Source organism: Nonomuraea soli (assembly GCF_013761175.1).
Lineage (GTDB): Bacteria > Actinomycetota > Actinomycetes > Streptosporangiales > Streptosporangiaceae > Nonomuraea > Nonomuraea soli.
The window spans coordinates 659,747-683,815 of record NZ_JACDUR010000005.1 but is presented as its reverse complement, the minus strand read 5'-3'; the positions used below and the strand labels follow the sequence as shown (position 1 = coordinate 683,815).

Sequence of the window (24,069 nt, the reverse complement as noted above, 5' to 3'; positions counted from 1 at the left end):
ACCAGGGCGTATGGCAGGACCCAGGGCGAAGAGGATCAACATCCCGCTCCGCCGCGTCGCCCTCATGTGCGCGGGGATGCTCTTCCTGCTCATGGCCAACATCACCTACATCCAGGCCTTCCGCGCCGACTCGCTCAACGCCGACCCGCGCAACGAACGGCGGATCATCGCCCGCTTCGACAATCCTCGCGGCGACATCCTCACCTCCGACGGCACGGTCATCGCCCGCAGCGTGCGCACCGAGGACGCCAAGTACACCTACCGGCGGCACTACCCGCGGGCCGGGCACTACGCCGCCGTCACCGGGCACGTCTCGCTCTACAGCGCCACCGGCCTGGAGCGGGCCGAGGACGCCCAGCTGTCGGGAAGCGACCCCAAGGTCAAGGTGCGCTCGGTGGTCAAGGACGGCGACTTCACCGGCGCCGACCTGCGCCTGACCATCGAGGCGCGGGTGCAGGAGGCCGCCTACGAGGCGTTGCGGGCCACGGGCAGGCGCGGGGCGGCCGTCGCGATCGACCCCGCCACCGGCGCGATCCTGGCCATGGTCTCGACACCCACCTACGACCCCAACGCCTACACGACCTTCGACAGCGCCAAGCTGGCCCAGGCGGACTCCGCGTTGCGCGACGACCCCGCCGAGCCGCTGCTCAACCGGGCGCTCAACCAGACCTATCCGCCCGGCTCCACCTTCAAGGTGGTCACCGCGGCGGCCGCGCTGACCTCGGGGGAGTACACCCCCGCCACGCAGATCGACGCGCCCCGGCGCATGACGCTGCCGGGAACCTCGACCTCCCTGGGCAACGCGGGCGGCGAGCCCTGCGGCGACGACCGCCCCACCCTGACGTACGCCTTCCAGACCTCCTGCAACACCGCCTTCGCCACCATCGGCCTGCAACTCGGCCAGGACGTGCTGCGCGACCAGGCCGAGGGCTTCGGCTTCGACGCCGGGGGCCTGTCGGTGCCGATGCCGGTGTCGGAGAGCGTCTTCCCCAAGCAGCTCGACCAGGCCCAGCTGGCCATGGCCGCGATCGGGCAGTACGACGTCCGGGCCACCCCGCTCCAGGTCGCGATGCTCTCGGCCGCCGTCGCCAACGACGGCGTGCTGATGACGCCCTACCTGGTCGACGAGATCAGGCTGCCGGACCGCACGCTCATCTCGCGGGCCGAGCCCGCGGAGTACCGCACCACCATGGGGGTCATGGAGGCGCGCGAGCTGACCACCATGATGGTCGCGGTCACCCAGCCGGGCGGCACCGGCACCGGCGCCGCCATCCCCGGGGTGGCCGTGGCCGCCAAGACCGGCACCTCGGAGAACGTGCCCGGGGCTGCCGACCACGCGGTCTTCACCGCCTTCGCCCCCGCCGACGCCCCGGCGGTGGCGGTGGGGGTGGTGGTCGAGAACGCCGGCAGCGGAGGCTCGGTCGCCGCGCCCATCGCCAGGGCCATCATGGAGGCCGCCCTCTCGTGACTACACACCCGCCTGGTAGGCGGAGGCCTGGAGGTTGTACAGCTCGGCGTAGAGGCCGTCGAGCACCATCAGCTGCCGGTGCGAGCCCTGCTCCACCACCTTGCCGCGGTCGAGCACGTAGATCCGGTCGGCGTACCTCACGCTGGCCAGGCGGTGAGTGATCAGCAGGACCGTCCGGCCGTCGGCATGGGTACGGATGCGCTCGAACAGGGCGTGCTCGGCCCTGGCGTCGAGCGCCGCGGTGGGCTCGTCGCAGATCAGCAGCGTGGCGTCGCGGTGGAAGCCCCGTGCCACGGCGATGCGCTGCCACTGGCCGCCCGACAACTCCTGGCCGTCCTTGAAGCGCCGGTCGAGCAGTGTGCGATAGCCGTACGGCAGGTCGGCCACGACCTCGTCGGCCCCGGCGACCCTGGCCGCGGCCTCGAGCTGTTCCTGGCCCTTGTCCGTGCCCATCGTGATGTTGTAGCGGGCGGTCAGCGGCCAGCGCGTGTGGTCCTGGGCGATCACCGCGATGTGGCTCCTGAGCTGCTCGGGCTCGACCTGCGCGACGTCGATGTCGTCCCAGGTGACCCGGCCGACGCCGGGTTCGTACAGGCCGGAGAGGATCTTGGCGAGCGTGGTCTTGCCCGAGCCGTTCTCCCCGACGAAGGCGATGACCTCGCCCCGGTTGATCTCGATCGAGACGCCGCGCAGGGCGGGGGAGTCGCTGCCCGGATAGGTGAAGTGCACGTCCTCGGCGGCGATCGTGGCGAACTCGCGCGGCGCGAGTTGTGACCGGCTGCGCGGCAGGCGCTTCTCCGCGGCCGCGCAGAAGTCGAGGAAGTCGGTGAAGTACAGCCCCTCCTCGTAGAGGCGGTTGGTGGCGTACATCAGGTTCTCCAGGGAGTTCTGCCCCTGCCTGATCGCCAGCACGGCGGTGCCCGCGATCGCCAGCGGGATCGTGCCCAGCCACAACATCACCCCGAGCGCCGCGTAGACCATGCCGGTGCCGAGCCCGCCCAGCCCCTGGCCGATCAGCTGCACCACCGTGCGCCTCCTGGCCAGGTCGAGCATCACGTCCTGCTCGGCCCGCGCCACGGCGTCGTACATCCGGGTGAGGAAGCCGCGCATGGTGAACGACCTGGCCTCGGCCGCCGGATGCCGGCCGCCCATGAGGTCGGCGATGATCCACTTGCGGCGCATGGCGGGAATGACCGCGAAGTTGGCGGCATAGCGCATCTTGGCCGTGCGCACCGCCGCCCACGCGTCGGGAAGCACCGCGAGCAGCAGCAGCGGAAGCAGCACCGGATGCAGCACGCCCAGCACGCCGGCCACCGCGGTCAGGCTCACCAGGGCGGTGACCACGTTGATCGCCGTGGAGACCACCGCGTGGGCGTTGTCTGCCCCACGAGCCCGCGCACGCTCCAAGGCGTCATGGAACTCGGGATCGTCGAAGGCGACCAGCTCGACCTGCGCCGTCAGGTCGTAGAGCCGCCCCTCGGCCAGGCGGGAGATCTGCGGGGACAGGCGAGACTGCGCCCACCCGGCCAGCGCCTGCGTCGACGCGCGCAGCGCCGCCGCCGCGGCCACCAGCGCCAGGCTCGGCAGCGCGGCCCGCACCCGGTCGGGGGTGGGACCCTGGCTGAAGAGAGCGTCGAGCACACCGGTGGTGGCGAGCAGGCCGAAGGCGGTGAAGACGCCGCTGACCAGGTTGAGCCCGATCGTGACCGTCGTGTCGCGGGGGCTTGCCTGCCAGGCCAGGCGCATCGCGTGGCGGATCAGCGCGGGCAGGCGGCGGGCCATCGTGAGGAAACGCAGCCCGGTGAGGGTGCCGGTATGGGCGTGCCAGTCGGAGAAGGTGACCTCGCCGAGGTCTAACGGTTCTTCGGCCATCCTTCCAGTGTGCGCTCGTGCACTGACACTTCCGATGGCCTGCATACATGGTCGGGTGCCTACACAACTTGGGATACACCGTCGAATGGTGAAGTCGGCCCATGTGCTCGGGGCTGTGCGGGCCTAGCGTTCTCAGTGTGATCGGCCGCGTGTCCGCGACCCCCGCCCCCGTGCCCCGGGCGAGCCTGGGATCGCGGCCGCGGCCCGATCGATCGGGGACGTCGCGTGTCCCCCGCGGCCTTGGCCTCCTCGGAGGGGTGGAGGTTCTGGCCGCCGACACGCGACAGCGGGCCCGAGTCGCGCAGGGCTCGGGCCCGCCCAAAAAGCAGCGACAGCGGGACTGCCCCCACAGATGTCGCGCAGGGCTCGAGCCCGCCCAAAAAAGCAGCGACAGCGGGACTGCCCCCACAGATGTCGCGCAGGGCTCGGGCCCGCCCAACACTTCACCCCCAGGAGGCCCCGCTACATACTCCGTGAGCCGGTGTGTAGGGCGGAGAGCGCTCCCCTTCTATGCGGACCTGTTATCCGTAGCTCCTTGACGCCGTAGTCCGCGAAGTGGGTTGATTGCCCTACTGACAACGTTGTCACCTGACGACCGCTCGGGGTTGTGAAAGGGACGGTGTGCGATGCGACGACAGTGGTTAGCGACCATCGCGATGGCCGGCTTACTGGGCCTGGCCGCCTGCGGAGGGGGCAACCAGACCCCGTCGGGAACGCAGGCGACGGGCGCGGCGGGCGGCGATTCCAAGAAACAGGTGGAGGTCTTCTCCTGGTGGACGGGCCCGGGTGAGGCCGACGGCCTGAAGGCCATGAGAGAGATCTTCGAGAAGCAGAACACCCAGTTCACCTTCTTCGACGCCGCCGTCGCCGGTGGCTCGGGTGACAAGGCGAAGGCCCTGCTGAAGACGAAGCTCGACGGCAACCAGCCCCCCGACACCTTCCAGGGTCACGCGGGCGCCGAGCTCCAGGGCTACATCAAGGACGGCAAGCTGGAGCCGCTCAACAGCCTCTACGACGAGCTCAAGCTCAAGGACGTCTTCCCGGCGCAGCTGATCGAGCAGATCAGCGTCGACGGCCAGATCTACTCGGTCCCGGTGAACATCCACCGCTCGAACGTCCTGTGGTTCAACCCGGCCATCCTCAAGGAAGCCGGCCTCGCGGGCGCGCCGAAGTCGATCGACGAGTTCATCGCCGCCCTGGAGAAGGTCAAGGCCACCGGCAAGATCCCGCTGTCGATCGGTTCGGAGTGGACCGTCGCCCACCTGCTCGAGAACGTCATGCTCGGCTCGATGGGCACCGACGCCTACAACGCCCTGTTCAAGCCGGGCGGCAACTGGGCGGGTCCCGAGGTGACCACGGCGCTGCAGAAGTTCGCCAAGATCATGGAGTACGCGGGCGACCCGCAGGACGACTGGCAGCCCGCCGCCAAGCAGGTCGCCGACGGCCAGGCCGCCTTCAACATCATGGGCGACTGGGCCTACGGCTACTTCCACAACCCTCCGGACGGCGGTCTGGGCAAGGCCTCCAAGACCGACTTCGACTGGGCCCCCTCGCCCGGCACCGAGGGCACCTACATGTGGCTGTCCGACAGTTTCACCCTCCCCAAGGGCGCCAAGAACCGTGACGGCGCGCTCGCCTGGCTGAAGGTCGCGGCGAGCAAGGAGGGCCAGGACGCCTTCAACCCGAAGAAGGGCTCGATCCCGGCCCGCAAGGACGCCGACACGAGTCTCTACACCGACTACCTGGCCGACGCGCTGAAGGACTGGGGCGGCAACAAGCTGGCCGGATCCATCCAGCACGGCGTCTCGGTGAGCCAGCCGCACCTGGCGGCGATCGGCGAGGCGGTGGGCCTGTTCATGGGCACGAAGGACGTCGCCGGCCTGCAGAAGGCGCTCGACGACGCGGCGAAGGCCAACATTCAGTAGCAGCGCGGGCCCCCGAGAGGGGGCCCGCCTCACTGAGGGAGAGATCTTGCGAAGGGCACGCACCTGGTTGCCCGGACTGCTCCTGGTCGCGCCCTCGATCGTGGCGATCGGCGTGTTCGTGTACGGCATGCTGGGCTGGAACTTCCGCCTGGCGATGACCGACAAGCACACGAGCAGGCAGCAGGACGAGCAGTTCGTCGGGCTGGAGAACTTCATCGCCATCTGGGACCAGCCCCGATGGCACCTGTCGGTCGAGCACGCGATCAAGTTCACGGTCGTCTTCGTGGTCGGGGCGCTGGTGCTCGGCTGGTTCCTGGCGTTCCTCATGGAGAAGGGCATCAGGGGCGAGGGCACCTTCCGCACGATCTACCTGTTCCCGATGGCCGTCTCGTTCATCGCCACCGGCATCGTGTGGCGCTGGCTGATGAACTCGGGTCAGGGCGAGCGGGCCGTCGGCCTGAACCGGCTGTTCGACGCGGTCGGGCTGCCGCAGTGGGCGTGGTTCCGCGACCAGGACTGGGGCATGGCCGCGATGGCGATCCCGGCGGTCTGGCAGATGTCGGGCTATGTCATGGCGTTGTTCCTGGCCGGCTTCCGCGGGGTGCCGGAGGAGCTGAGGGAGGCGGCGCGGGTCGACGGCTGCACGGAGTGGGGCGTCTACCGCCACGTGGTGCTGCCGCTGCTGCGTCCTGTGACCCTGTCGGCGCTGATCATCCTGGGCCACATCTCGCTGAAGGTCTTCGACCTGATCATGGCGGTGTCGGGCAAGCAGATCGTCACCGACGTGCCCGCGGTGTTCATGTGGGTGACGGTCTTCGACTCCGACGATCCGGCCAAGGGCGCGACCATCGCCGCCTACATCGTGCTCGCCGTGGCGATCTTCGTCATCCCCTACCTGGTCTGGTCGGTGCGTAAGGAGAAGGACCGTTGAGGGCCGTCCGCTTCATCCTGCTGCTGGCCTTCGTGCTGATCTTCCTGATCCCCGTCTACGTGCTGCTGGCCACCAGCTTCAAGCCCCTGACGGAGGCGGACCCGAGCCAGGCCTGGAACCTGCCGCAGACCTGGACCTTCGAGGCGTGGGGCGTGGCCTGGGAGAAGCTGCGCCCCGGCATCTGGAACTCGATCCTGCTGGCCGTGCCCGGCTCGATCCTGGCCTGCGCGCTCGGCTCGATGAACGGATACGTGCTGTCGAAATGGCGCTTCCCGGGCGCCGACGTGCTGTTCACGCTCTTCCTGTTCGGCATGTTCATCCCGTACCAGGGCGTGATGATCCCGCTGGTCCAGCTGCTGATCAACCTGGACGAGGCGGTGGGCGCGAGCGGCTTCTTCTACGGCGGCCTTCCCGGCCTGATCCTGGCGCACGTCGTCTACGGCATCCCGATCTGCACGCTGATCTTCCGCAACTACTACGTGACGATCCCGACGGAGCTGATCGAGGCCAGCCGCGTCGACGGCGCGGGCATGCTGCGCACCTACTGGTCGGTGGTGCTGCCGGTGAGCGGGCCGGCGATCGCCGTGGTGATCATCTGGCAGTTCACCTCGCTCTGGAACGACTTCCTGTTCGCGGTCTTCCTGGCCAGCCCGCAGAACTGGCCGACCACCGTGATGCTCAACAACATCGCCGGCGCGCAGGCCACGCCGTACAGCCAGCAGATGGCCGCGGCGATCCTGAGCTCCATCCCGACGATGCTGATCTACGTCTTCCTGGGCCGCTTCTTCATGCGCGGGCTCATGGCTGGAGCGTTGAAGGGCTGACCAGCGCCTCGCCCAGGAGCGTGCGGCTGTAGAGCACGTGCCGCCCCGAGCGGGCCCCGCTGATCAGCCCGGCCCCGCGCAGGGCGGCGATGTGCTCGCCGACGGTGCCGGGGCTCTGCTCCAGCAGGACCGCGAGCTGCGTGGTGGTCGCCGGGCTCGCCAGTTCGAGCAGGATGCGTGTACGGCTGCGCCCGATCAGCCCGGTCAGGTCGTGGTGGGAGGGCAGGTCGGCGGCCACGCCCCTGGCCGGGTAGACCAGCGCGTACGGCCAGGCCTCCTCCAGGTAGGCGCCCACGTCGAACCCGAACACGGTCGGGACGAGCAGCAGGCCGCGCCCGTCGAGCCTGATGTCGCCGTCGCTGCGCATGTCGATCTCGATCCGCCCGGGTGGCACCCATCGGACGTGCTCGCTCAGGTCGCCGAGCGCCGCCGCCCAGCCGTAGGCGGCCAGTTGCCCGGCCCGGTGCACGATGTCGCGCTGGAGGACGGCCTGGAATCTCGGCCAGGCCGTACTGAGGATCTCCCGCCACAGCGCCTCCATGGCCTGGGCGAGCAGTTCGACGACGTCCGGCCCGAGCAGGACGCGCCGCAGCCCGGGGTCGATCCCGCGTCGCGGGGCGAGCGCCTCCTCGATCTCCTGGTGGGCCTGTTCCAGCGGCACCCGCCGCATGGCGGCGATCTCCTCGTCGAAGCCGACCGCCACGCCGATGGGCGGCGGGGCGAGGAAGTCGACGTTGTTCGGGCCGCGCAGGCCGGTGATCAGGGGTGCCAGCCGCAGGCCGAGGTGGTGCTCGCGCAGTCGCAGGTACGGCTCCCGCCAGCGGGCCAGCCACTGGCGGTGCGGCCCCGGCGGATGCTGGCCGTCGAGGACGAACTGGCAGTGCATCGTCTCCATGAGCGGTGAGATGGCGAAGCGGCTGGCGACGATGTCCTGTGGCGAGACCTCCAGGCGGTACATCTTTCGGTTATATCCGAATCTTTCGCCCCCGAGCGCCTCAAGCCCTGACGATCGTCGGGTACCTCGCCCCGGCGGCCCTCCTCCCTCGGCCGCCGGGGCGATCCGACACGAAGGAGCCAGGATGACGACGACTCAGGGCGGGGAGCAGGCCGCCACCTTCGGGCAGGTCTTCGCCGTCCGCGAGTTCCGGGTGCTGTTCGGCAGCTTCGCCCTCCTGGTGACCGGCGACTCGGTCAAGATGCTCGCCCTGTCGGTGCTGGTCTACGCCCAGACCGGCTCGCCCGGCCTGTCGGCGGCGGCCTACATGGCCGGATGGCTGCCCTACGTCTTCGGCGGCCTGTTCCTGCTCAACCTGGCCGACCGGATCTCGCCGCGGCTGCTCATGATCGTGGGCGAGCTGGTGCGGGTCGTGGTCTGCCTGCTGATCGCCTTCGCGGGCCTGCCCATCTGGGTGCTGCTGGCCCTGGTGCTGGTGAGCGGGATCTTCACCCCGGTCTTCATGGCCGCGAGGTCGGCGATGATGCCCGAGGTGCTGCCGGGCGACGCCTTCGTGCTGGGACGCTCGGTGCTGGGCGTGACCTCGGCGGGCTCCCAGATCGCGGGCATGGCGGTGGGCGGGGCCTTCATCGCGCTGACCGGGCCGGAGAACGCCCTGGCCGTCACTGCGGCCATGGCCCTGCTCTCGGCGCTGCTGCTGCGCCTCGGCCTGCCGTACCGTCCGGCCCGTGGCGGCGCGGGCGGCTCGCTGGCCGTCAACAGGCGGCTGTTCGCCGACCGGAAGGTGCGAGGGCTGCTGCTGGCGCAGTGGCTGCCGGTGATGTTCCTGGCCGGGGCCGAGGCGATGCTGGTGCCGTACCTGGGGTCGAAGGCCGGCCTGGTGCTGGGCATCGCGGCGGGCGGCATGGCCGTGGGGGAGTTCGTCGTGGGCAGGTTCCTCGCGCCGCCGGCCCGCGAGCGCCTGTCACGGCCGCTGGCCGTTCTCATGGGCCTGCCGTGGCTGGTCTTCGCGGCGCAGCCGGGCGTCGTGGTGGCCGCCGTGTGCGCGGGGTTGTCGGCGGCCTGCCTGGCCTACACGCTCGGGCTGCAGCGTGCCTTCCTCGACGCGGTGCCCGAGCAGGTGCGCGGTCAGGCGTTCGGGCTGCAGAGCACCGGGCTGATGACCGGCCAGGCCGTGGGCGCGGCGCTGGTGGGCGGCGTCGGCGAGGTGGCCGCGCCGCACCTGGCGATCGCTCTGGCGGGAGCGGTGGGCATGGTCGTGGCGCTGCTCAGCGTTCGACCGAGCCGCGCACGATGAGCCTGACCGGCAGTCGCAGGTGCTCCGAGGGGCCGTCGTCGCCGCCGATCCTGCGCAGCAGCAGCTCGGCCGCGACCCTCCCGAGCCCGGCGGGGTCCTGGGCGACCACCGTGACGCCGGGGGAGAGCAGGTCGGCCAGCTCGAAGTCGTCGAAGCCGACCAGCGGCAGCCATCTGCCCGCCAGAGCCCGGAGCGTGGTCATGGTGAAGCGGCCGTTGCCGGTGAACAGCGCGGTCGGCGGGTCGTCGAGGGCGAACATGCGGTCGAGGTCGGCGCGCACACCTTCCAGCGTCGCCGGGCGCATCGTGACCAGCCGCTCGTCGAACAGCTCGCCCAGCGTCTCGCGGTAACCGCGCAGGCGCTCGGTGGCGGTGAAGATCGACGGGCTGTCGCCGAGGAAGGCGATACGCCGGTGGCCGTGCCTGAGCAGGTGGCCGACGGCCAGGGCGGCGCCGCCCGCGTTGTCGCACAGCACCGTGTCGGCGTCGATGCCCGGCCCCGGCGGCCGGTCCACGAAGACGGCGGGAGTGCCGGCGTCGAGCTCGGGGCGCAGATAGGTGTGGTCGCTCCCGGCCGGGATGACGATCAGACCGTCGACCCGGCGGTCGCAGAAGGCCCGCACCAGCTCGCGCTCGCGCCCCGGATCCTCTCCAGAGGAGCCCGTGAGCAACAGGTATCCGTGGCGGATCACGCTCTCCTCGACCGCGCGGCTGAGCCCGGCGTAGAAGGGGTCGCCCACGTCCTCGATGACCAGGCCGATGGTGGCGGTGCGGCCTCGGCGCAACATGCGGGCGCCCTCGTTGCGGCTGTAGCCGAGCTCCTGGATCGCCTCGCGCACCCGCGCCGCGGTGGACTCGTTGACGCCCGGCTCGCCGTTCACGACGCGGGAGACGGTCTTGAGCGCCACTCCTGCCGCGCGGGCGACATCGTTCATCGTCGGTCTCACGACCGAATCATCGCTCAGCGAGCCGCCGTCGACAACGTTGTCAGGCCCGCAGGCCCGTTCGCGTCGCCTCCAGGTCGGCCTCGATCCTGGCCGCGGTCGCCAGCAGCGGCGGCAGCAGGTCGCGGCGCACCGACTGGGCGGTGGTACGGCTGGCGTGCGAGGAGATGTTGATCGCCGCGATCGTGCGCCCGCCGCGGTCGCGGATCGGCGCGGCCAGCGAGCGCAGCCCCTCCTCCAGCTCCTGGTCGACCAGGACCCATCCCTGCCTGCGCACCTTGTCGAGCTCGGCGCGCAGCACCATCGGCGAGGTGATCGTGCGAGGGGTGAGCGCCCGCAGCTCGGTGCCGGACAGGTAGGTGTCGAGCGCCTCGTCGTCGAGCCCGGCCAGCAGCGCGCGGCCCATCGAGGTGCAGTAGGCCGGGAAGCGGGTGCCGATGTTGATCGACACCCGCATGATGCGCGAGGTGGCCACGCGGGCCACGTAGACGACGTCGGGACCGTCGAGCACCGCCACGGAGGCGGACTCGTGCACCTCGGCGACCAGTCGTTCGAGGTGCGGGTCGGCGACCTCGGGCAGGCTCAGGCTTGACAGGTAGGAGTAGCCGAGCTCCAGCACCCGCGGGGTGAGCGCGAACAGTTTGCCGTCGGTGCGCACGTAGCCGAGGTCGACCAGGGTGAGCAGGAAACGCCTCGCGGCGGCCCTGGTCAGGCCGGTGGACTTGGCCACGTCGCTGAGCGTGAGCTCCGGGGTGTCGGAGCCGAAGGCGCGGATCACCGCCAGGCCGCGCGCCAGCGACTGCACGTGCTCAGCCGACTCCGCCATCCGGTCACCCCCACCTAGAACGGATAGCGCTCTATCCCGCTCTGCATCGTCATCCAGCGTGTCTCCGTGAATGCCTCGATGTTAGCGGCGGCGCCGCCGAAGCGAGCACCGGTGCCGGACGCGCCGACCCCGCCGAACGGGGCCACCGCCTCGTCGTCGACCGTCTGGTCGTTGATGTGCACGATGCCGGTGGGGATGTGCTCGGCCAGCTCCATGCCGCGCATCGGGTCGCCGGTGAGGATGCCGAGCGACAGGCCGTACTCCGAGGCGGCGGCCAGCGCGGCGGCCTCGGGGTCGTCCCTGAAGGAGACGATGGGCGCGACCGGTCCGAAGACCTCCTGGGCGAAGGCGGGCGCCGCGGTGGGCACCCGCGACAACACGGTGGGCCGGTAGAACAGGTCCTGGTAGGTGCCGCCGGCGTCGAGCCTGGCGCCCGCGTCGACGCTGGCGGTGACCAGCGCGTGCACCTTCTCCAGCTGCCCGGCGTCGATGATCGGGCCGAGCGCGACCTGCTCGGTCAGGGGGTTGCCGACCGGCATGGCCTCGGCCTTGGCCGACAGCAGGGCGGCGTACTCCTCGGCGAGCGAGGCGTGCACGAGATGACGGCCCGTGGTCATGCAGATCTGCCCCTGGTGCAGGAAGGAGCCCCAGGCCGCCGCCGAGACCGCCGCTTCGAGGTCGGCGTCCTCCAGCACGATCAGCGCCGAGTTGCCGCCCAGCTCCAGGTGAGCACGCTTGAGGTGGCGCGCGGCCAGCTCGCCGACCTTGCGCCCCGCGGCGGTGGAGCCGGTGAACGAGATCACCCGGACGTGCGGGTCGGCGACCAGGGCGGTGCCCGCTTCAGCGCCGCCCGGCAGCACGTGCAGCACACCTTCCGGGAGCCCCGCCTCCTCCATCACCCGCGCGATCGAGACGCCGCCGCAGACGGCGGTGCGCGGGTCGGGCTTGAAGACGACCGCGTTGCCCAGGGCCAGGGCGGGGGCGACGGAGCGGATGCCGAGGATGAGCGGGAAGTTGAAGGGCGCGATGACGCCGACCACGCCGGCCGGGACCCGGCGGGCCAGGCTGAGGCGCCGCTTGGCGGTGGGCAGGATGTCGCCCAGCGGCTGGGAGGTCAGCATGGCCGCCTCGTAACACTCCTGGGCGGCCACGTGCACCTCGAAGCCCGCCTTGGGCGGGATGGAGCCCGCCTCGCGCACGATCCACTCCTGGATCTCGGCGGCGTGCTCCTCGAACAGCCGCCCGGCGCGGCGCAGCACCGCGGCCCGCTCCTCGAAGCTCGTCGCCGCCCATTCGCGCTGGGCCGCCGCCGCCGAGGCGCAGGCCCGCGCGATCTCCTCGGGCCCGGCCACCCCGGCGCGGCCGAGCTCCTCGCCGGTGGCCGGTTCCACCACCGGCGCGTCCTCCCGCGCGGAACTCCATCCGCCGCTGAACACCGATCCCGTCCAGATCTTGGGGTCGAGGAGTTGCATGGGAGGCTCCTTGTTCGTCTACCGAACTCCTGGTCGCAAATGTGACGCTAAGCTGTGGACATTTACGGCGTCAACCGGGCAGGCTGTGCGTATCGCGAACACAATCTGGAGGCGAGATGCGCCGTGTCTTAGCCGTCGTCTTACTGGCCGCCCTGACGGCCTGCGGCTCAACAGACACCTCCGGGGGCAAGGACAAGGTCAACGCGGGCGTGATCGCGATCGTCGACACCGCGCCCATCCACCTCGGCAAGGCCAAGGGCTTCTTCGACAAGCACGACATCGACCTCACGATCACCCCGGTCCAGGGCGGCGCCGCCGCCATCTCGGGGGTGGTGAGCAACCAGTTCCAGTTCGCCTTCGCCAACGTGACCTCCCTGCTGGCCGCCAAGGAGCAGGGTCTGGACGTGAAGGTGGTGGCCAACGGCGTCTCCTCGACCGGCACGCCAGGTGAGGACTTCAGCGCCGTGCTGGTCAAGGCCGACAGCCCCATCCAGTCCGCCGCCGACCTGGCGGGCAAGAAGGTCTCGGTCAACCAGCTCAAGAACATCGGCGACACGACCATCCGCGCCACCGTCCGCAAGGCGGGCGGCGACCCGTCCGGCATCCAGTTCGTCGAGCTGCCCTTCCCCGACGCGCCCGCGGCCCTGCAGAACGGCAGCGTGGACGCCATCTGGGTGGTCGAGCCCTTCGTCAGCCAGGCGCTCTCGCAGGGCGCCCGCGCGGTGGCGTGGAACTTCGCCGAGGCCACGCCCAACCTCACGGTCGCCATGTACTTCACCACCGGCAAGGCCGACGCCGATCTGTCCGGCCGCTTCGCCAAGGCCATCAACGAGTCGCTCGCCTATGCCGCCGAGCATCCGGACGAGGTGCGCGAGACGCTGAAGACCTACACCAAGATCGCGCCGGACGTCATCGCCAAGATCAAGCTCCCCAAGTGGCCCGCCGAGATCAACAAGGAGTCGGTCACCGCGATCGCGGAGATGGCCAAGAACGACGGCGTGCTCAAGAGCGTCCCGAGCCTGGTGGAATGAGATCCCTGTACGGCGTGGCCGGCCTCCTGCTGCTGATGGAGGCCGTGCCCCGGCTCGGGCTCGTCGACGAGCGCTTCCTGCCGCCCGCCTCGGAGATCCTCCGGACCCTGGGCGGACAGCTGGTCACCGCCGGGCTCTGGGCGGCGCTCGGCGAGACCCTGCTCGGCTGGGCGCTCGGCCTGGGCATCGCCTTCTGCGCCGCCGTGGCCGCCGGCATGGTCATCGGCACCGTGCCAGGGCTGCGGGCGGCCACCAACAGCACGGTCGAGTTCCTGCGGCCCATCCCGTCGGTGGCGCTCATCCCGCTCGCCACGCTCCTGTTCGGCGCCTCGCTGGGCTCCACGCTGCTGCTCGTGGTGTACGCCTCCTTCTGGCAGGTGCTCATCCAGGTGCTGTACGGCGTGGCGGCCGTCGATCCGGTGGCGGTGGACACGGCGCGTTCCTACGGCTTCTCCTCGTGGACGCGGATGCGGCGGCTGGTGTGGCCGTCCGCTCTGCCGTACATCATGACCGGGCTGCGGCTGGCCGCGGCGGTGGCGTTCATCCTGGCGATCACCGCCGAGCTGGTCATCGGCAGCCCGGGGCTCGGGCTGGAGATCCAGATCGCCCAGTCCAGCGGGGCGGTGGCGCAGGTCTACGCGCTGATCGTGCTGGCAGGGCTGATCGGCATCGCGGTCAACGTGGGCGTGCGGACGCTGGAGCGGCGGGTGCTGTCGTGGCACCAGTCGGTGCGCAGGGAGGTGGCGGCATGAGAGTCGTCAACGCCCTCGCGGTGCCGCTGCTGCTCGTGGGCGTGTGGTGGCTGGTCAGCGGCGGTTCGTTCTACCTGCCGAGTCCCGGACGGGTGGCGGCGGCCTTCGCCGAGACCTGGTTCTCCGAGCGCGTCCTGACCGACGTGCTGCCGAGCCTGGCCAGGCTGGCGGCCGGCTACACGCTGGCCGGGGTGATCGGCGTCGGGCTCGGCGTGGCGATCGGCCTGTCGAGCGGGCTGCGCGCGGCGGCCGAGCCGGTGCTGGAGTTCTTCCGCGCGGTCCCGCCGCCGGTGCTGGTGCCGCTGATCATGCTGTTCGCGGGCATCGACAACGCGATGAAGGTCGCGGTGATCGTCTCGGGATGTGTCTGGCCGATCCTGCTCAACACCGTCGAGGGCGTCAGGGCCATCGACGAGGTGCTGGCCGACACCTGCAAGTTGTACGGCGTGCGCCTGCGCCACCTGGTGCTGCGCTCGGCCAGCCCGCAGATCATGGCCGGCCTGCGGCAGGCGTTGTCGATCGGGATCATCCTCATGGTGATCAGCGAGATGTTCGCCAGCAGCAGCGGCCTGGGCTTCACGATCGTGCTGTTCCAGCGGGGCTTCCAGATCGCCGAGATGTGGAGCGGAATCGTGCTGCTGGGCCTCATCGGATGGGGGTTGTCGCTGGTGTTCCGTATGGTCGAAAAGCGAGTCCTGGCCTGGTATCACCGTGCTTGAGCTCATCGATCTGACCAAGACCTACCAGGGCCGCGGCCGCACCGTCACGGCGCTGGACCGCCTCTCGCTCCAGGTCGACGCGGGCGAGCTGGTCTGCGTCGTCGGGCCCTCCGGCTGCGGCAAGACCACGCTGCTGCGCTGCGTCGCCGGGCTGCTGCCGTACGAAGGACAGGTCAGGGTCGCCGGACGGCCGGTGACCGGGCCTCCCGAGCACACGGCGGTCGTCTTCCAGGAGTACGGCAGGAGCCTGTTCCCCTGGCTCACCGTGCGGCAGAACGTCGAGCTGCCGCTCAAGGAGAAGGGCCTCGACCGGGCCAGACGCACCGAGCTGGTGACGGAGTCGCTGGAGGCCGTCGGCCTCGCCGGCGCGCACGACGCGCACCCCTGGCAGCTGTCGGGCGGCATGCAGCAGCGGGTGGCGATCGCCCGCGCCGTCGCCTACGAGCCGAGCCTGCTGCTCATGGACGAGCCGTTCGCCGCCGTCGACGCCCAGACCCGCGCCGACCTCGAGGACCTGATCCTGCGGCTCTGGCAGCGACTGGAGATGACCGTGCTGTTCATCACCCACGACATCGACGAGGCGGTCTACCTGGGCCGTCGCGTGATCGTGCTCTCGGCCTCGCCCACCACCGTGCTGGAGGACCTCAAGATCGACCTGCCCGCCGAGCGCGACCAGCTGACCACCCGCTCGCTGCCCAGGTTCGCCGAACTGAGGGGGCACGTCTACGCGCAGATCCAGCGCACGAAACAATAACCGCCATTGTGAGATTCGTGCTTCTGGTGGCCGGGCTGGTCCTGGCCGCGCTCAACCTGCGGCCCGCACTGGCGGGCATTTCCCCCCTGCTCGACGAGATCATGACCGACGTCGGCCTCAGCCCCGCGGGCGGAGGCGCGATCACCACGGTGATGGTGGTCTGCCTCGGCGTGTGCGGCGTGGCCACGCCCGTGCTGGCCCGCCGCCTCGGCGTCGACCGCACGCTGCTGTTCGGCCTGCTGCTCCTGGCCGCCGGCGTGATCGTGCGCAGCCTCGACGGTCCCGTGCTCCTGTACGGCGGAGCCGCCGTGGCCGGCACCGCCATCGCGATCATGAACGTGGTCATGCCCGGCGTGGTCAAGCACCACTTCCCCGACCGCGTCGGCCTGTTCACCAGCGTCTACGTCTCGGCCCTCGTCATCGGCGCGGCCATCGCCAGCGGCCTGGCGATCCCCATGGAGCGGTGGACGGGCCTCGACTGGCGCGGCGTCTCGGCGCTCGCGGCGGTGCCCGCGCTGCTCGGCGCGCTGCTGTGGCTGCCCCAGACGTTGCGCAGGCGCCCCGATCCCCAGGTCGCGACCCGGCCCTTCCGCGCCATCCTGCGCAACCGCACCACCTGGTACATCACCGCCTTCATGGGCGTGCAGTCGCTGACCTTCTACGTGACGCTCGCCTGGCTGCCCACCATCTTCCTGGAGTCGGGCGTCACCCCAGAACACGCCGGATACCTGCTCAGCCTGTCAGCCCTGGCGCAGGTCGTCGGCACCTTCGGCGCGCCCATGCACGCCGGAGGACGCGCCTCACAGGTGCCGCACGTGCTGGGCGCCACCGCGCTCACCGCCACGGGCTACCTCGGCGTGCTCCTCGCACCCACGACCCTGCCGTGGTTGTGGATGATCGTGCTCGGGATCGGGCAGGGGGCGACGCTCGCGCTGGCCCTGCTCATCATCACCAACCGGGGTTCCGATCCCACCTCCGTCACCGCGTTGTCGGCCGTGGCGCAGTCGGTGGGTTACGTGCTCGCCGCCATCGGCCCGGTGCTCGTCGGAGCGCTGCGCGAGTCGAGCGGAGCCTGGACGGTGCCGCTGCTGACCGGCCTGGTCTTCTGCGGCGTGCAGGCAGTGGTGGGGTGGCTGGCCGCACGAGCTTAGGTAAGGCTTACCATGGCTTCATGCTCACCGGTGTGCTCGAGAAGTTCGCGGAGGCCCGCCAGGGCGTGCTCGGCGTCGTGCCGAGCCTCGTCATCGAACCCGACGAGACCTGGACCCCTGTCTCGGCGATGCCCCTCGACGACCTGATCCAGCAGACCGCCGACCGCTGGGGCGCGCCGCGCCACGTCGGGGCGGCGCTGTTCTGGAAGACCTACTCCTACTGGCACACCATGCCCATGGCCGTCGGCTGGGCCCTCGACGGCCAGGTCCCCGTCATGCGCTTCGACGACACCTGGTTCAAGGTCTCGCCCGCCGGCGTCACCGTCGGCGCCACCGCCGTCACCTGGACCGACGTCGACGGCATCCGGCCCGCCCTGCTGGAATCGCAGGAACCGCTGATCAAGCGCATCTCCACGCTGGCCAGGGTGGGGGAGCGCACCCTGTGGGGCTCCACCGCCGAGGCCTTCGCCCACCCGCTGCGCGACCAGGTGCCGGGCGACTACATGAGCCTGCTGGAGCGGATCGGGCCGCCCGTCGACGGGCTGATCCAGAGCGACGGCACCCGCTACCTGCGCCGCACCTGCTGCCTGTGGGTCACGCTGCCGGATGTTGAGCCCTGCTCCACCTGCTGTGTGCTCAGCCGTCACTGAGCCGCCCTAACCTCCCGCGCATGATCCTGCGCAGGTTGATCGCCGGTGTTACCGTCGCGGTCGTGCTGATCCAACCCGAGCCCGCCGTCGCCGATCGCCGCAGCGGCGATCCCATCGTCATCGCGCACCGGGGCGCCAGCGCCCACCGCCCGGAGCACACGCTGCTGTCGTACGAGGCGGCCATCGCCATGGGCGCCGACTACATCGAGCCCGACCTCGTCTCGACCAAGGACCACGTCCTGGTCGCCAGGCACGAGAACGAGATCTCGGGCACCACCGACGTGGCCGCGCGCCCCGAGTTCGCCGCCCGCCGTACCACCAAGACGATCGACGGCCGCCCCGTCACCGGCTGGTTCACCGAGGACTTCACCCTCGCCGAGCTGAAGACCCTGCGGGCCAAGGAGCGGGTGCCTGACCTGCGGCCCGGCAACACCGCCTTCGACGGCCTGGCCGAGATCCCGACCTTCGAGGAGGTCGTGCAGCTGGCCGAACGCCACGGGGTCGGCGTCTACCCCGAGACCAAGCACCCGACCTACTTCGACTCGATCAACCTGTCGCTGGAGGAGCCGCTGCTCGAGGTGCTCGGCCGCCACCGGGTGCGCAAGGCCTTCATCCAGTCCTTCGAGACCGCCAACCTGCGCGACCTGCACGGCAAAACCCGCTACCCGCTCATCCAGCTCATGACCTTCGGCGGAAGGCCGTACGACTGGGTGGTCTCGGGGGACCCGCGCGGCTACGACGACCTCGTCACCCCCGACGGGCTGCGCGAGGTCGCCGCCTACGCAGACGGCATCGGCGTCGACACCCGCCGGGTGATCCCCGTCGGGGCCGACGGCCGCCTCCTGCCTCCGACCACGCTGGTCCAGGACGCCCACCGGCGGCGGCTCGCCGTGCACGTGTGGACCATCCGCAACGAGAACTCCCAGCTACCCGCAGACCACCGGCTGGGCAATCCGGCCAGCCCGGTCTACCCCCGCGCCACCGGAGACGTGATGGGCTGGCTCGGCAGGCTGCTCGACCTCGGCATCGACGGAGCGTTCTGCGACGACCCGTCGATGGGCAGGGCCGTGATCACGCAACGGCGTCGATAGGCCGCAGCTCGTCGGCGTAGCTCACCGACACCCGGCGCATCAGGCCGGTGTCGTCGATGGAGTACTGACCCAGGCGCCACAACGGCGGCGAGTAGGCGTGGATCGAGACGCTCTTGTCGATCGCGCCGGTCAGGCGGTGGATGTGATCGGGTCCGAAGGAGAACGACTGACCTTCGGACACCACCGTCTCCAGGTGCTCGCCGCCGATGCGCGGGTTGCACTCCAGCAGCGCCCCCTGCACGACGGTCACGGCGCCCGAGGAGATGTCGTGGTCGTGCCAGCCGGTGTCGTCTTCCGGGCGCCAGCACAGCAGCCACACGTCCACATAGGCGTCGCGGTAGAGCGAGGCGTAGTGCCGGCCGCCGCCTTCAGGGAACTCCACCTGGTCCTGCCACTGCGCCGGGTCGGCTGCCAGCTCGTCGACCAGGTCCCGCAGCTCCCTCCGGTCGAGGTTGCGCTCGGGGAGCGTGTTCACTTACCTGTCTCCTCTCATCAATCGCAGGGGGTTGGTCTCTCGGATGGCGTGGTCGGCCGCGGCGCCGAGGCCCGTTTCCGGTGCGCTCGCGTACGGCGCGTCGGAGCCGTTGACGACGACGTCGACGCCCAGCTCGCGCACGATCGCGTCGATCGCCTTGGGGCCGTAGCTGGAGGTCTCCACGAAGAAGTCGCGGTCCAGGCGGCCCCGTGACGGTCCGCCGCGGGTGATCAGCCGTTCCGAGTGCAGGGGCGCGAGCCCCGCCAGCAGGGCGAAGCAGACGCGCAGGCGGGGGTGGCGGGGGCGGACGACGGCGTGGAAGAAGTGCCAGGACGCGTGCATCTGCTGGACGTACGGCACCAGCGCGGGCCACCAGGGTGCCGGCGCGTGGCCGGAGGCGGGACCGGGGTGCACGAAGAGCGGCTTGTCGTGGGCGGTGAGCACGTCGAGCAGGGCGTCGTCGGGGAGCGTCGTCGCGGGAAGCTGCAGGCCGGCCTTGCCGTCGAGGTCGGCGGCCAGGCGGCCGGGGTCGGGCTCGCTGACGCACGTGGACGCCCACTGCTCGAAGCCGTACGGCACGTCGGCGTGGTAGGCGTCGATGAGCGGCCAGGCCTCCTCCGGCGGCAGCGCCTCGATGCCGAGCGGGCTCGACAACGACAGGATCGCCGGGGTCTCGCGCTTGGCCGGGTCGTGATCGGCGGGGTCGACCTCGTACGGCGGTTCGCCGTCGAGCAGGAGGGTCCACCCGTCGAGGTAGGGCGGGCGCGTGCGAGCGCGCAGGGCCGCGACGAACGCGGGGGTCCACAAGTGCTGGTGCACGTCCATCGGGCCACCTCCATCCCATGTATTTCCTACTGACTTTATAGGCAAACGCCTCACTCTGGGAAGACGTCCATGTGAAGCGATTCAGTGATACGGTTCAGTGAACCGCTTCACCCCCTTTCGTGTCAATGGGGGGCTAGGCTTGCGGGATGCCGCGGAAACGAGCGACGATCCGTGAGGTGGCGCAGGCGACGGGTCTGTCACCGGCAGCCGTGTCCTACGCGCTGCGCGGTATGCAGGTCTCAGAAGAGACGATGGAGCGTGTCAAAGCCGCCGCCGCCGAACTCGGCTACGAAGCCGACCCCATCGCCAGAGCCCTGGCCAGCGGGAAGACCGGCACGATCGGGATGTTGTCCGGCTCGCTCGAAGACCTGTGGCAGCAGGCCCTCGCGGTGGGCATCGGGCGGGGCCTGCTGGGCCAGGACCGCTACGCCCTCATCCTCGACGCCGCCGGCGACCCCGAGCGCCAGCGCTCGCTCGCCCAGCAACTTCGTGACCAGCGGGTCGACGCGATGATCGTGCAGCCCGTCGACCCCGCGGCGCCCTTCTGGGCACAACTGGCCGAGTCGGTGCCCGTGGTGGCCATCGGCGACTCCCTGCCCGGCACCACCGGAGAGGTCGTCTTCGACAACCGGCGCGGCGTCACGCTGGCCCTGGAGCACCTGCGCTCGCAGGGACACCGCGCCATCGCCCTGCTCACCTCGACCATGACCAGCACCCCCGACCGCCCGGCCGACGTGCACGTGCTGGCCGAGGGGGAGCGGCTGGGGCTGTCGATCTCGGTGTCGACCGCACCCCACGACCTGGCAGGGGCCACCGAGGCCGCGCGCGAGGTGCTCGCCGAGGGTGCGGTCACGGCGGTGTTCTGCTTCGCCGACTCCATCGCCTACGGGGTGTACGCGGCGGCGGAGTCGCTGGGGCTGTCGATCCCGGGCGACATCTCCGTCATGGGATACGACAACCATCCGGTGTCGTCGCTGCTGAGCCCGGGGCTCACCACGGTCGACTGGGACATCGACGGCATCGTGCGCGCGTCGGTCCGTCTCGGGGTGGCCGCCGCAGACGGCGCCACGCGCCGCCGGCGGGTGCTGCAGCAGCCGACGCTGGTCGAACGAGGCTCGGTCCGCGCCCGCTGAGAGTCGCGCCCTGTCAGAGTCGCGCCCCGTCAGAGTCGCGCCCTGTCAGAGTCGCGCTCTCAATACGAGGTGCGCAGGTTTTCGCGGGCGGTGTCGAGCTCGTGGTCGAGGGGCCGGTCGGGCCCGGGTTCGCCGAGGGCGAGGTCCGCGGCCACCGCCTCGCACGCGAAGACCACCTCCAGCGGCTCCACACACCGCAGCGCCAGCCGGGCCGCCTGGGTGGCGAACGACGCGTGGTCCTCGGTCCCGCGCGAGATCACCGCGGTGCCGACGCTGACCGGTCCCGCCAGGTGCCGGAGCTCGGCCAGGGCGTCCTGGGCGACGTACTCCAGGATCAGCGCCCCGTTGCCACCCGGCTCCGCCGCCAGGAACGGCAACCTGCCGGTGAGCGCCGGATCCATCATGGCCGCCAGCCTGGCGGTGCTCAGCTGGGCGGCGGTGGCGACAGCCGTACGCAGGCCGTCGAGGGCGTGGGCCACGGCGGCGGCGTGGAAGTTGCCGTTGTGCCAGGCCAGGTCGTCGGCGATGAGCGGGTTCTCGGTGGCGGAGTCGAGGTCGATCTCCACCGTCCTGGACGCCTGCGAGGCGGCGGCGACGGCGGTGCCGTGCACCTGGGCGAAGGCGCGGAAGCCGTACGGGTCCTGGATGCGCACCGGCTCGGCGGCGAGCATGTCGCGCAGGCGCGCGGCGACGATCGCCTGCCCCGGCTGGCGGCGCGCCTCCTGCACCACCAGGGCCAGGGGTTCGGCCGAGGCGTTGACGGCGCGGAAGGATCGCGCCGCCACGACGACGGCGGCGTCGAGCAGGGCGGTGAGCCGGTGGCAGGCCAGGGCGGCGTCGGCCAGGGTGGCGGCGCCCGAACTGATGAAGGGCAGGGCGTCGGAGGAGGCCAGCGGGAAGCGCGGCCCGTCCCACGGGATCTCGCCGAGCAGGCACAACGCGGTGACCGACAGTGCGGTCAGGTCGCCGGTGCCGATGGCGCCGTAGGTCCGGACCGGGGGAACGGCGCCCCCGTTGACCGCCTCGGCGAGGACCGGCAGCAGCCTGGGATCGACGCCGGAGCCTCCGGCGAGCAACTGGTTCAGCCGTACGGCCAGCATCGCGCGCGTGCGCTCCGGCCCGACGAGCGGCCCCGCTCCGGTGGCGTGGCTGCGCAGCAGGTCGTGGCCGCCCTCGGCGACCTCGACGGACTTGTTGGCGCCCACCCCCGTGGTCTGGCCGTACACGGGTCCGAGCAGGTCCTGCGCGACTTCGTAGGCGAGCCAGGCCGCGTCGAGGGAGCCGAGGGTGACCTCGGCTCCGCCGTACGCGATCGTGTGGACCCGCGCGCAGGTCAGGCCCGAACCGGTGAGCTCCATGCCTAGTCGGGGATGACGAGCCCGATGATCCAGGTGACGACGCTGATCACGATGGATCCGACCACCGCCGCCGGCCAGAAGCCGTCGACGTGGAAGGGGATGTCGAGCTGGGCGGCGATCCAGCTCGTCAGCATGAGCATGCCGGCGTTGATGACGATCAGGAACAGGCCCAGCGTGAGCACGATCAGCGCGCACCCGAGCGCTTGGACGATGGGCTTGACGATGGCGTTGATGACGCCGAAGATCAGCGCCACCACCAGCAGGGTTCCCCAGTACTGGGCGGTGCTGGGATCACCTTGGACGGTGACTCCGTCGACGAACTTCGTCGTCACCCAGAAGGCGACCATCACCGCCAGGATGTTCAGAATGAATCTCACGCTGGAAGATCCTCGCATTTCCGCTCCGCCGCGCGATAGAGGCGCAGCGCCACCAGTGGATAGATCATCACGCTGAACACGCCCGCGGTGACGATCGCGGCCGCGGTCGCCGTGGACATGACCCCGGCTTCCACGCCCGTGTTCGTGATGACGACGATCAGCGGTAGCGCCGCGGCGGCGAACAGCGCCACCGCCCGGTCCTCGCCGGGACGCACGTCAGGATCGCGGCGGGCCAGCAGGAGGCTGGGCAGGCCGCGGACGAGGAGGAACAGCAGCAGGAACAGCGGGATCAGCAGCAGGGAGCCCGGGTCGGCGAACATCGCCTTCAGGTCGAGCTTGACGCCGCTGACCACGAAGAAGAACGGGATGAGGAAGCCGAAGCCGATGGCGTCGAGCTTGGAGGTGACCAGCTCCTGCTCCTCCTCCGGCCCCGACTTGACCGCCAGGCGGATCACGATGCCGGCGGTGAAGGCGCCGAGGAGCACGTCCAGCCGGAACGAGGCGGCCAGCCACAACATCAGCATCAGCACGAACATGACGATGCGGATGCCCAGCTGCCCGCTGGTGGTCATGGTGGCGGTGACCAGCTGCGCCAGGCGCGGGTGCCGGGGCCGGGCGGCCATCGCGGCGGCGGTGAGGGCGATCACGGTGAACAGGGCGATCACCACGATCGTGTGCCACTTCTCGTCCTCGGAGAAGATGAAGGCCATCGCCACGATCGGGCCGAACTCTCCCAGCGCCCCGATGGCCAGCACCCGGCCGCCGAAGGGCGTGGCCAGCGCGCCGGAGTCGCGCAGCATCGGCAGGATGGTGCCGAGCGCGGTGGTGGTCATGCACAGGCCCACGACCTGGGCGAGCGTCGTGAAGCCGAAGAGCGCCAGTCCGATGGCCATGCCGACGCCGAAGGAGATGAACCAGCCGAGTGCGGCCGTCCTGATCGGGCGGCCCTTGACCCGCTGGAAGTTGATCTCGAAGCCGGCCATGAACATCAGCATCGCCAGGCCGAACTCGGAGACCGCGTTCACCAGTTCGTCGACCTGCACCCAGCCCAGGACCACCGGGCCGACCAGCACGCCCAGCAGGATCTCGAGCACCACGTTGGGCACCCGGATCACGCGGGCCACGCTCGCCGCCGCGATGGGCGCCAGCACCGCGGCGAGCGAGATGACCAGCACGCCGGTCATGTCGAGACTGGACATGCACGCTATGTGCCCATCCATTACACCGCGTAGTCGTTATG

The 24,069-nt window shown here is 70.7% G+C and carries 23 protein-coding genes; 13 read left to right on the top strand and 10 right to left on the bottom strand.

Annotated features, from left to right (window positions below):
- The first annotated feature begins 10 nt into the window (after positions 1–10).
- Complete coding sequence (locus HNR30_RS26385) at positions 11–1,468, top strand: peptidoglycan D,D-transpeptidase FtsI family protein (RefSeq protein ID WP_220133998.1); 1,458 nt, start codon at positions 11–13, stop codon at positions 1,466–1,468.
- On the opposite strand, the gene HNR30_RS26380 is transcribed toward HNR30_RS26385, so the two are convergent.
- Positions 1,469–3,340, bottom strand: a complete 1,872-nt coding sequence (locus HNR30_RS26380) for an ABC transporter ATP-binding protein (protein WP_181612687.1) — start codon at positions 3,338–3,340, stop codon at positions 1,469–1,471. It abuts the gene before it with no gap.
- Positions 3,341–3,966: 626 nt separating this feature from the next.
- On the opposite strand from HNR30_RS26380, the gene HNR30_RS26375 reads away from it, so the two are divergent.
- Genes HNR30_RS26375 through HNR30_RS26365 form a run of 3 tightly spaced genes read left to right on the top strand, consistent with a single transcriptional unit; the run spans position 3,967 to position 7,020 of the window.
- A complete protein-coding gene (locus tag HNR30_RS26375) occupies positions 3,967–5,265 on the top strand; it encodes an ABC transporter substrate-binding protein (RefSeq protein WP_181612686.1) in 1,299 nt (432 codons plus the stop codon).
- A 46-nt stretch (positions 5,266–5,311) separates the two neighbouring features.
- Positions 5,312–6,196: a carbohydrate ABC transporter permease gene (locus HNR30_RS26370; protein WP_220133997.1), complete on the top strand. Its 885-nt coding sequence runs from the start codon at positions 5,312–5,314 to the stop codon at positions 6,194–6,196.
- The gene (locus HNR30_RS26365; protein WP_181612685.1) at positions 6,193–7,020 is read left to right on the top strand and encodes a carbohydrate ABC transporter permease; all 828 of its coding nucleotides are present in this window, start codon (positions 6,193–6,195) and stop codon (positions 7,018–7,020) included. Before HNR30_RS26370 ends, HNR30_RS26365 begins: the two co-directional genes overlap by 4 nt.
- On the opposite strand, the gene HNR30_RS26360 is transcribed toward HNR30_RS26365, so the two are convergent.
- A complete protein-coding gene (locus tag HNR30_RS26360; RefSeq protein ID WP_181612684.1) occupies positions 6,995–7,978 on the bottom strand; it encodes a DUF5937 family protein in 984 nt (327 codons plus the stop codon). The two genes, HNR30_RS26365 and HNR30_RS26360, sit on opposite strands and share 26 nt — an antisense overlap.
- Positions 7,979–8,099: 121 nt before the next feature.
- Between HNR30_RS26360 and HNR30_RS26355 the strand changes: the two genes are divergently transcribed.
- Entirely contained in the window at positions 8,100–9,272 is a 1,173-nt protein-coding gene (locus tag HNR30_RS26355; protein ID WP_181612683.1) for an MFS transporter, read from the top strand.
- Here the strand turns inward: HNR30_RS26355 and HNR30_RS26350 are convergent.
- From HNR30_RS26350 to HNR30_RS26340, 3 genes are read right to left on the bottom strand one after another with little or no spacing between them, the layout of a single operon-like run.
- A complete protein-coding gene (locus HNR30_RS26350) occupies positions 9,244–10,218 on the bottom strand; it encodes a LacI family DNA-binding transcriptional regulator (protein ID WP_376771759.1) in 975 nt (324 codons plus the stop codon). The two genes, HNR30_RS26355 and HNR30_RS26350, sit on opposite strands and share 29 nt — an antisense overlap.
- A 40-nt stretch (positions 10,219–10,258) precedes the next feature.
- A complete protein-coding gene (locus HNR30_RS26345) occupies positions 10,259–11,041 on the bottom strand; it encodes an IclR family transcriptional regulator (protein WP_181612682.1) in 783 nt (260 codons plus the stop codon).
- A 14-nt stretch (positions 11,042–11,055) separates the two neighbouring features.
- Positions 11,056–12,513 (bottom strand): benzaldehyde dehydrogenase, encoded by a 1,458-nt coding sequence (locus HNR30_RS26340; protein ID WP_181612681.1) that lies wholly within the window; start codon positions 12,511–12,513, stop codon positions 11,056–11,058.
- A gap of 116 nt (positions 12,514–12,629) precedes the next feature.
- Here HNR30_RS26340 and HNR30_RS26335 point away from each other — a divergent pair, with 116 nt between their 5' ends.
- The 7 genes from HNR30_RS26335 to HNR30_RS26305 are packed head-to-tail and all read left to right on the top strand — an operon-like array spanning position 12,630 to position 18,661.
- Positions 12,630–13,544, top strand: coding sequence for an ABC transporter substrate-binding protein (locus tag HNR30_RS26335; protein WP_181612680.1), 915 nt, complete (start codon positions 12,630–12,632; stop codon positions 13,542–13,544).
- Positions 13,541–14,296: an ABC transporter permease gene (locus HNR30_RS26330; RefSeq protein WP_181612679.1), complete on the top strand. Its 756-nt coding sequence runs from the start codon at positions 13,541–13,543 to the stop codon at positions 14,294–14,296. The genes HNR30_RS26335 and HNR30_RS26330 overlap by 4 nt, the downstream gene beginning before the upstream one ends.
- Positions 14,293–15,015, top strand: a complete 723-nt coding sequence (locus HNR30_RS26325; RefSeq protein ID WP_181612678.1) for an ABC transporter permease — start codon at positions 14,293–14,295, stop codon at positions 15,013–15,015. Before HNR30_RS26330 ends, HNR30_RS26325 begins: the two co-directional genes overlap by 4 nt.
- Positions 15,008–15,769 carry an ABC transporter ATP-binding protein gene (locus HNR30_RS26320; protein ID WP_181612677.1) on the top strand — a complete coding sequence of 254 codons (762 nt, stop codon included), beginning with the start codon at positions 15,008–15,010 and terminating at the stop codon, positions 15,767–15,769. Before HNR30_RS26325 ends, HNR30_RS26320 begins: the two co-directional genes overlap by 8 nt.
- An 8-nt stretch (positions 15,770–15,777) precedes the next feature.
- Positions 15,778–16,920, top strand: a complete 1,143-nt coding sequence (locus tag HNR30_RS26315; RefSeq protein ID WP_312894654.1) for a CynX/NimT family MFS transporter — start codon at positions 15,778–15,780, stop codon at positions 16,918–16,920.
- A 20-nt stretch (positions 16,921–16,940) separates the two neighbouring features.
- The gene (locus HNR30_RS26310; RefSeq protein ID WP_181612676.1) at positions 16,941–17,570 is read left to right on the top strand and encodes a hypothetical protein; all 630 of its coding nucleotides are present in this window, start codon (positions 16,941–16,943) and stop codon (positions 17,568–17,570) included.
- Positions 17,571–17,590: 20 nt separating this feature from the next.
- Complete coding sequence (locus tag HNR30_RS26305) at positions 17,591–18,661, top strand: glycerophosphodiester phosphodiesterase (RefSeq protein ID WP_181612675.1); 1,071 nt, start codon at positions 17,591–17,593, stop codon at positions 18,659–18,661.
- On the opposite strand, the gene HNR30_RS26300 is transcribed toward HNR30_RS26305, so the two are convergent.
- Both HNR30_RS26300 and HNR30_RS26295 read right to left on the bottom strand, forming a co-directional pair.
- Complete coding sequence (locus HNR30_RS26300) at positions 18,642–19,136, bottom strand: cysteine dioxygenase (RefSeq protein WP_181612674.1); 495 nt, start codon at positions 19,134–19,136, stop codon at positions 18,642–18,644. The two genes, HNR30_RS26305 and HNR30_RS26300, sit on opposite strands and share 20 nt — an antisense overlap.
- Positions 19,137–19,961, bottom strand: coding sequence for an amidohydrolase family protein (locus tag HNR30_RS26295; protein ID WP_181612673.1), 825 nt, complete (start codon positions 19,959–19,961; stop codon positions 19,137–19,139).
- Positions 19,962–20,107: 146 nt separating this feature from the next.
- Here HNR30_RS26295 and HNR30_RS26290 point away from each other — a divergent pair, with 146 nt between their 5' ends.
- Complete coding sequence (locus HNR30_RS26290) at positions 20,108–21,094, top strand: LacI family DNA-binding transcriptional regulator (protein ID WP_181612672.1); 987 nt, start codon at positions 20,108–20,110, stop codon at positions 21,092–21,094.
- 59 nt (positions 21,095–21,153) lie between these two features.
- Here HNR30_RS26290 and HNR30_RS26285 read toward each other — a convergent pair whose 3' ends face one another.
- The 3 genes from HNR30_RS26285 to HNR30_RS26275 are packed head-to-tail and all read right to left on the bottom strand — an operon-like array spanning position 21,154 to position 24,028.
- Complete coding sequence (locus tag HNR30_RS26285; RefSeq protein ID WP_181612671.1) at positions 21,154–22,452, bottom strand: aromatic amino acid ammonia-lyase; 1,299 nt, start codon at positions 22,450–22,452, stop codon at positions 21,154–21,156.
- 2 nt (positions 22,453–22,454) lie between these two features.
- On the bottom strand, positions 22,455–22,829 hold the full coding sequence (locus HNR30_RS26280; protein ID WP_312894653.1) for a phage holin family protein: 375 nt from the start codon (positions 22,827–22,829) through the stop codon (positions 22,455–22,457).
- Positions 22,826–24,028, bottom strand: a complete 1,203-nt coding sequence (locus tag HNR30_RS26275; protein WP_246379183.1) for a cation:proton antiporter — start codon at positions 24,026–24,028, stop codon at positions 22,826–22,828. The genes HNR30_RS26280 and HNR30_RS26275 overlap by 4 nt, the downstream gene beginning before the upstream one ends.
- Positions 24,029–24,069 lie beyond the last annotated feature (41 nt).

Bases quoted from the DNA above. Each gene is read 5' to 3' on its own strand.
- HNR30_RS26305 (WP_181612675.1), top strand. From the start codon at position 17,591: ATGATCCTGCGCAGGTTGATCGCCGGTGTTACCGTCGCGGTCGTGCTG.
- HNR30_RS26290 (WP_181612672.1), top strand. From the start codon at position 20,108: ATGCCGCGGAAACGAGCGACGATCCGTGAGGTGGCGCAGGCGACGGGT.
- HNR30_RS26380 (WP_181612687.1), bottom strand. From the start codon at position 3,340: ATGGCCGAAGAACCGTTAGACCTCGGCGAGGTCACCTTCTCCGACTGG.
- HNR30_RS26345 (WP_181612682.1), bottom strand. From the start codon at position 11,041: ATGGCGGAGTCGGCTGAGCACGTGCAGTCGCTGGCGCGCGGCCTGGCG.
- HNR30_RS26385 (WP_220133998.1), top strand. From the start codon at position 11: ATGGCAGGACCCAGGGCGAAGAGGATCAACATCCCGCTCCGCCGCGTC.
- HNR30_RS26340 (WP_181612681.1), bottom strand. From the start codon at position 12,513: ATGCAACTCCTCGACCCCAAGATCTGGACGGGATCGGTGTTCAGCGGC.
- HNR30_RS26310 (WP_181612676.1), top strand. From the start codon at position 16,941: ATGCTCACCGGTGTGCTCGAGAAGTTCGCGGAGGCCCGCCAGGGCGTG.
- HNR30_RS26285 (WP_181612671.1), bottom strand. From the start codon at position 22,452: ATGGAGCTCACCGGTTCGGGCCTGACCTGCGCGCGGGTCCACACGATC.
- HNR30_RS26330 (WP_181612679.1), top strand. From the start codon at position 13,541: ATGAGATCCCTGTACGGCGTGGCCGGCCTCCTGCTGCTGATGGAGGCC.
- HNR30_RS26275 (WP_246379183.1), bottom strand. From the start codon at position 24,028: ATGTCCAGTCTCGACATGACCGGCGTGCTGGTCATCTCGCTCGCCGCG.
- HNR30_RS26360 (WP_181612684.1), bottom strand. From the start codon at position 7,978: ATGTACCGCCTGGAGGTCTCGCCACAGGACATCGTCGCCAGCCGCTTC.
- HNR30_RS26295 (WP_181612673.1), bottom strand. From the start codon at position 19,961: ATGGACGTGCACCAGCACTTGTGGACCCCCGCGTTCGTCGCGGCCCTG.
- HNR30_RS26375 (WP_181612686.1), top strand. From the start codon at position 3,967: ATGCGACGACAGTGGTTAGCGACCATCGCGATGGCCGGCTTACTGGGC.
- HNR30_RS26355 (WP_181612683.1), top strand. From the start codon at position 8,100: ATGACGACGACTCAGGGCGGGGAGCAGGCCGCCACCTTCGGGCAGGTC.
- HNR30_RS26325 (WP_181612678.1), top strand. From the start codon at position 14,293: ATGAGAGTCGTCAACGCCCTCGCGGTGCCGCTGCTGCTCGTGGGCGTG.
- HNR30_RS26335 (WP_181612680.1), top strand. From the start codon at position 12,630: ATGCGCCGTGTCTTAGCCGTCGTCTTACTGGCCGCCCTGACGGCCTGC.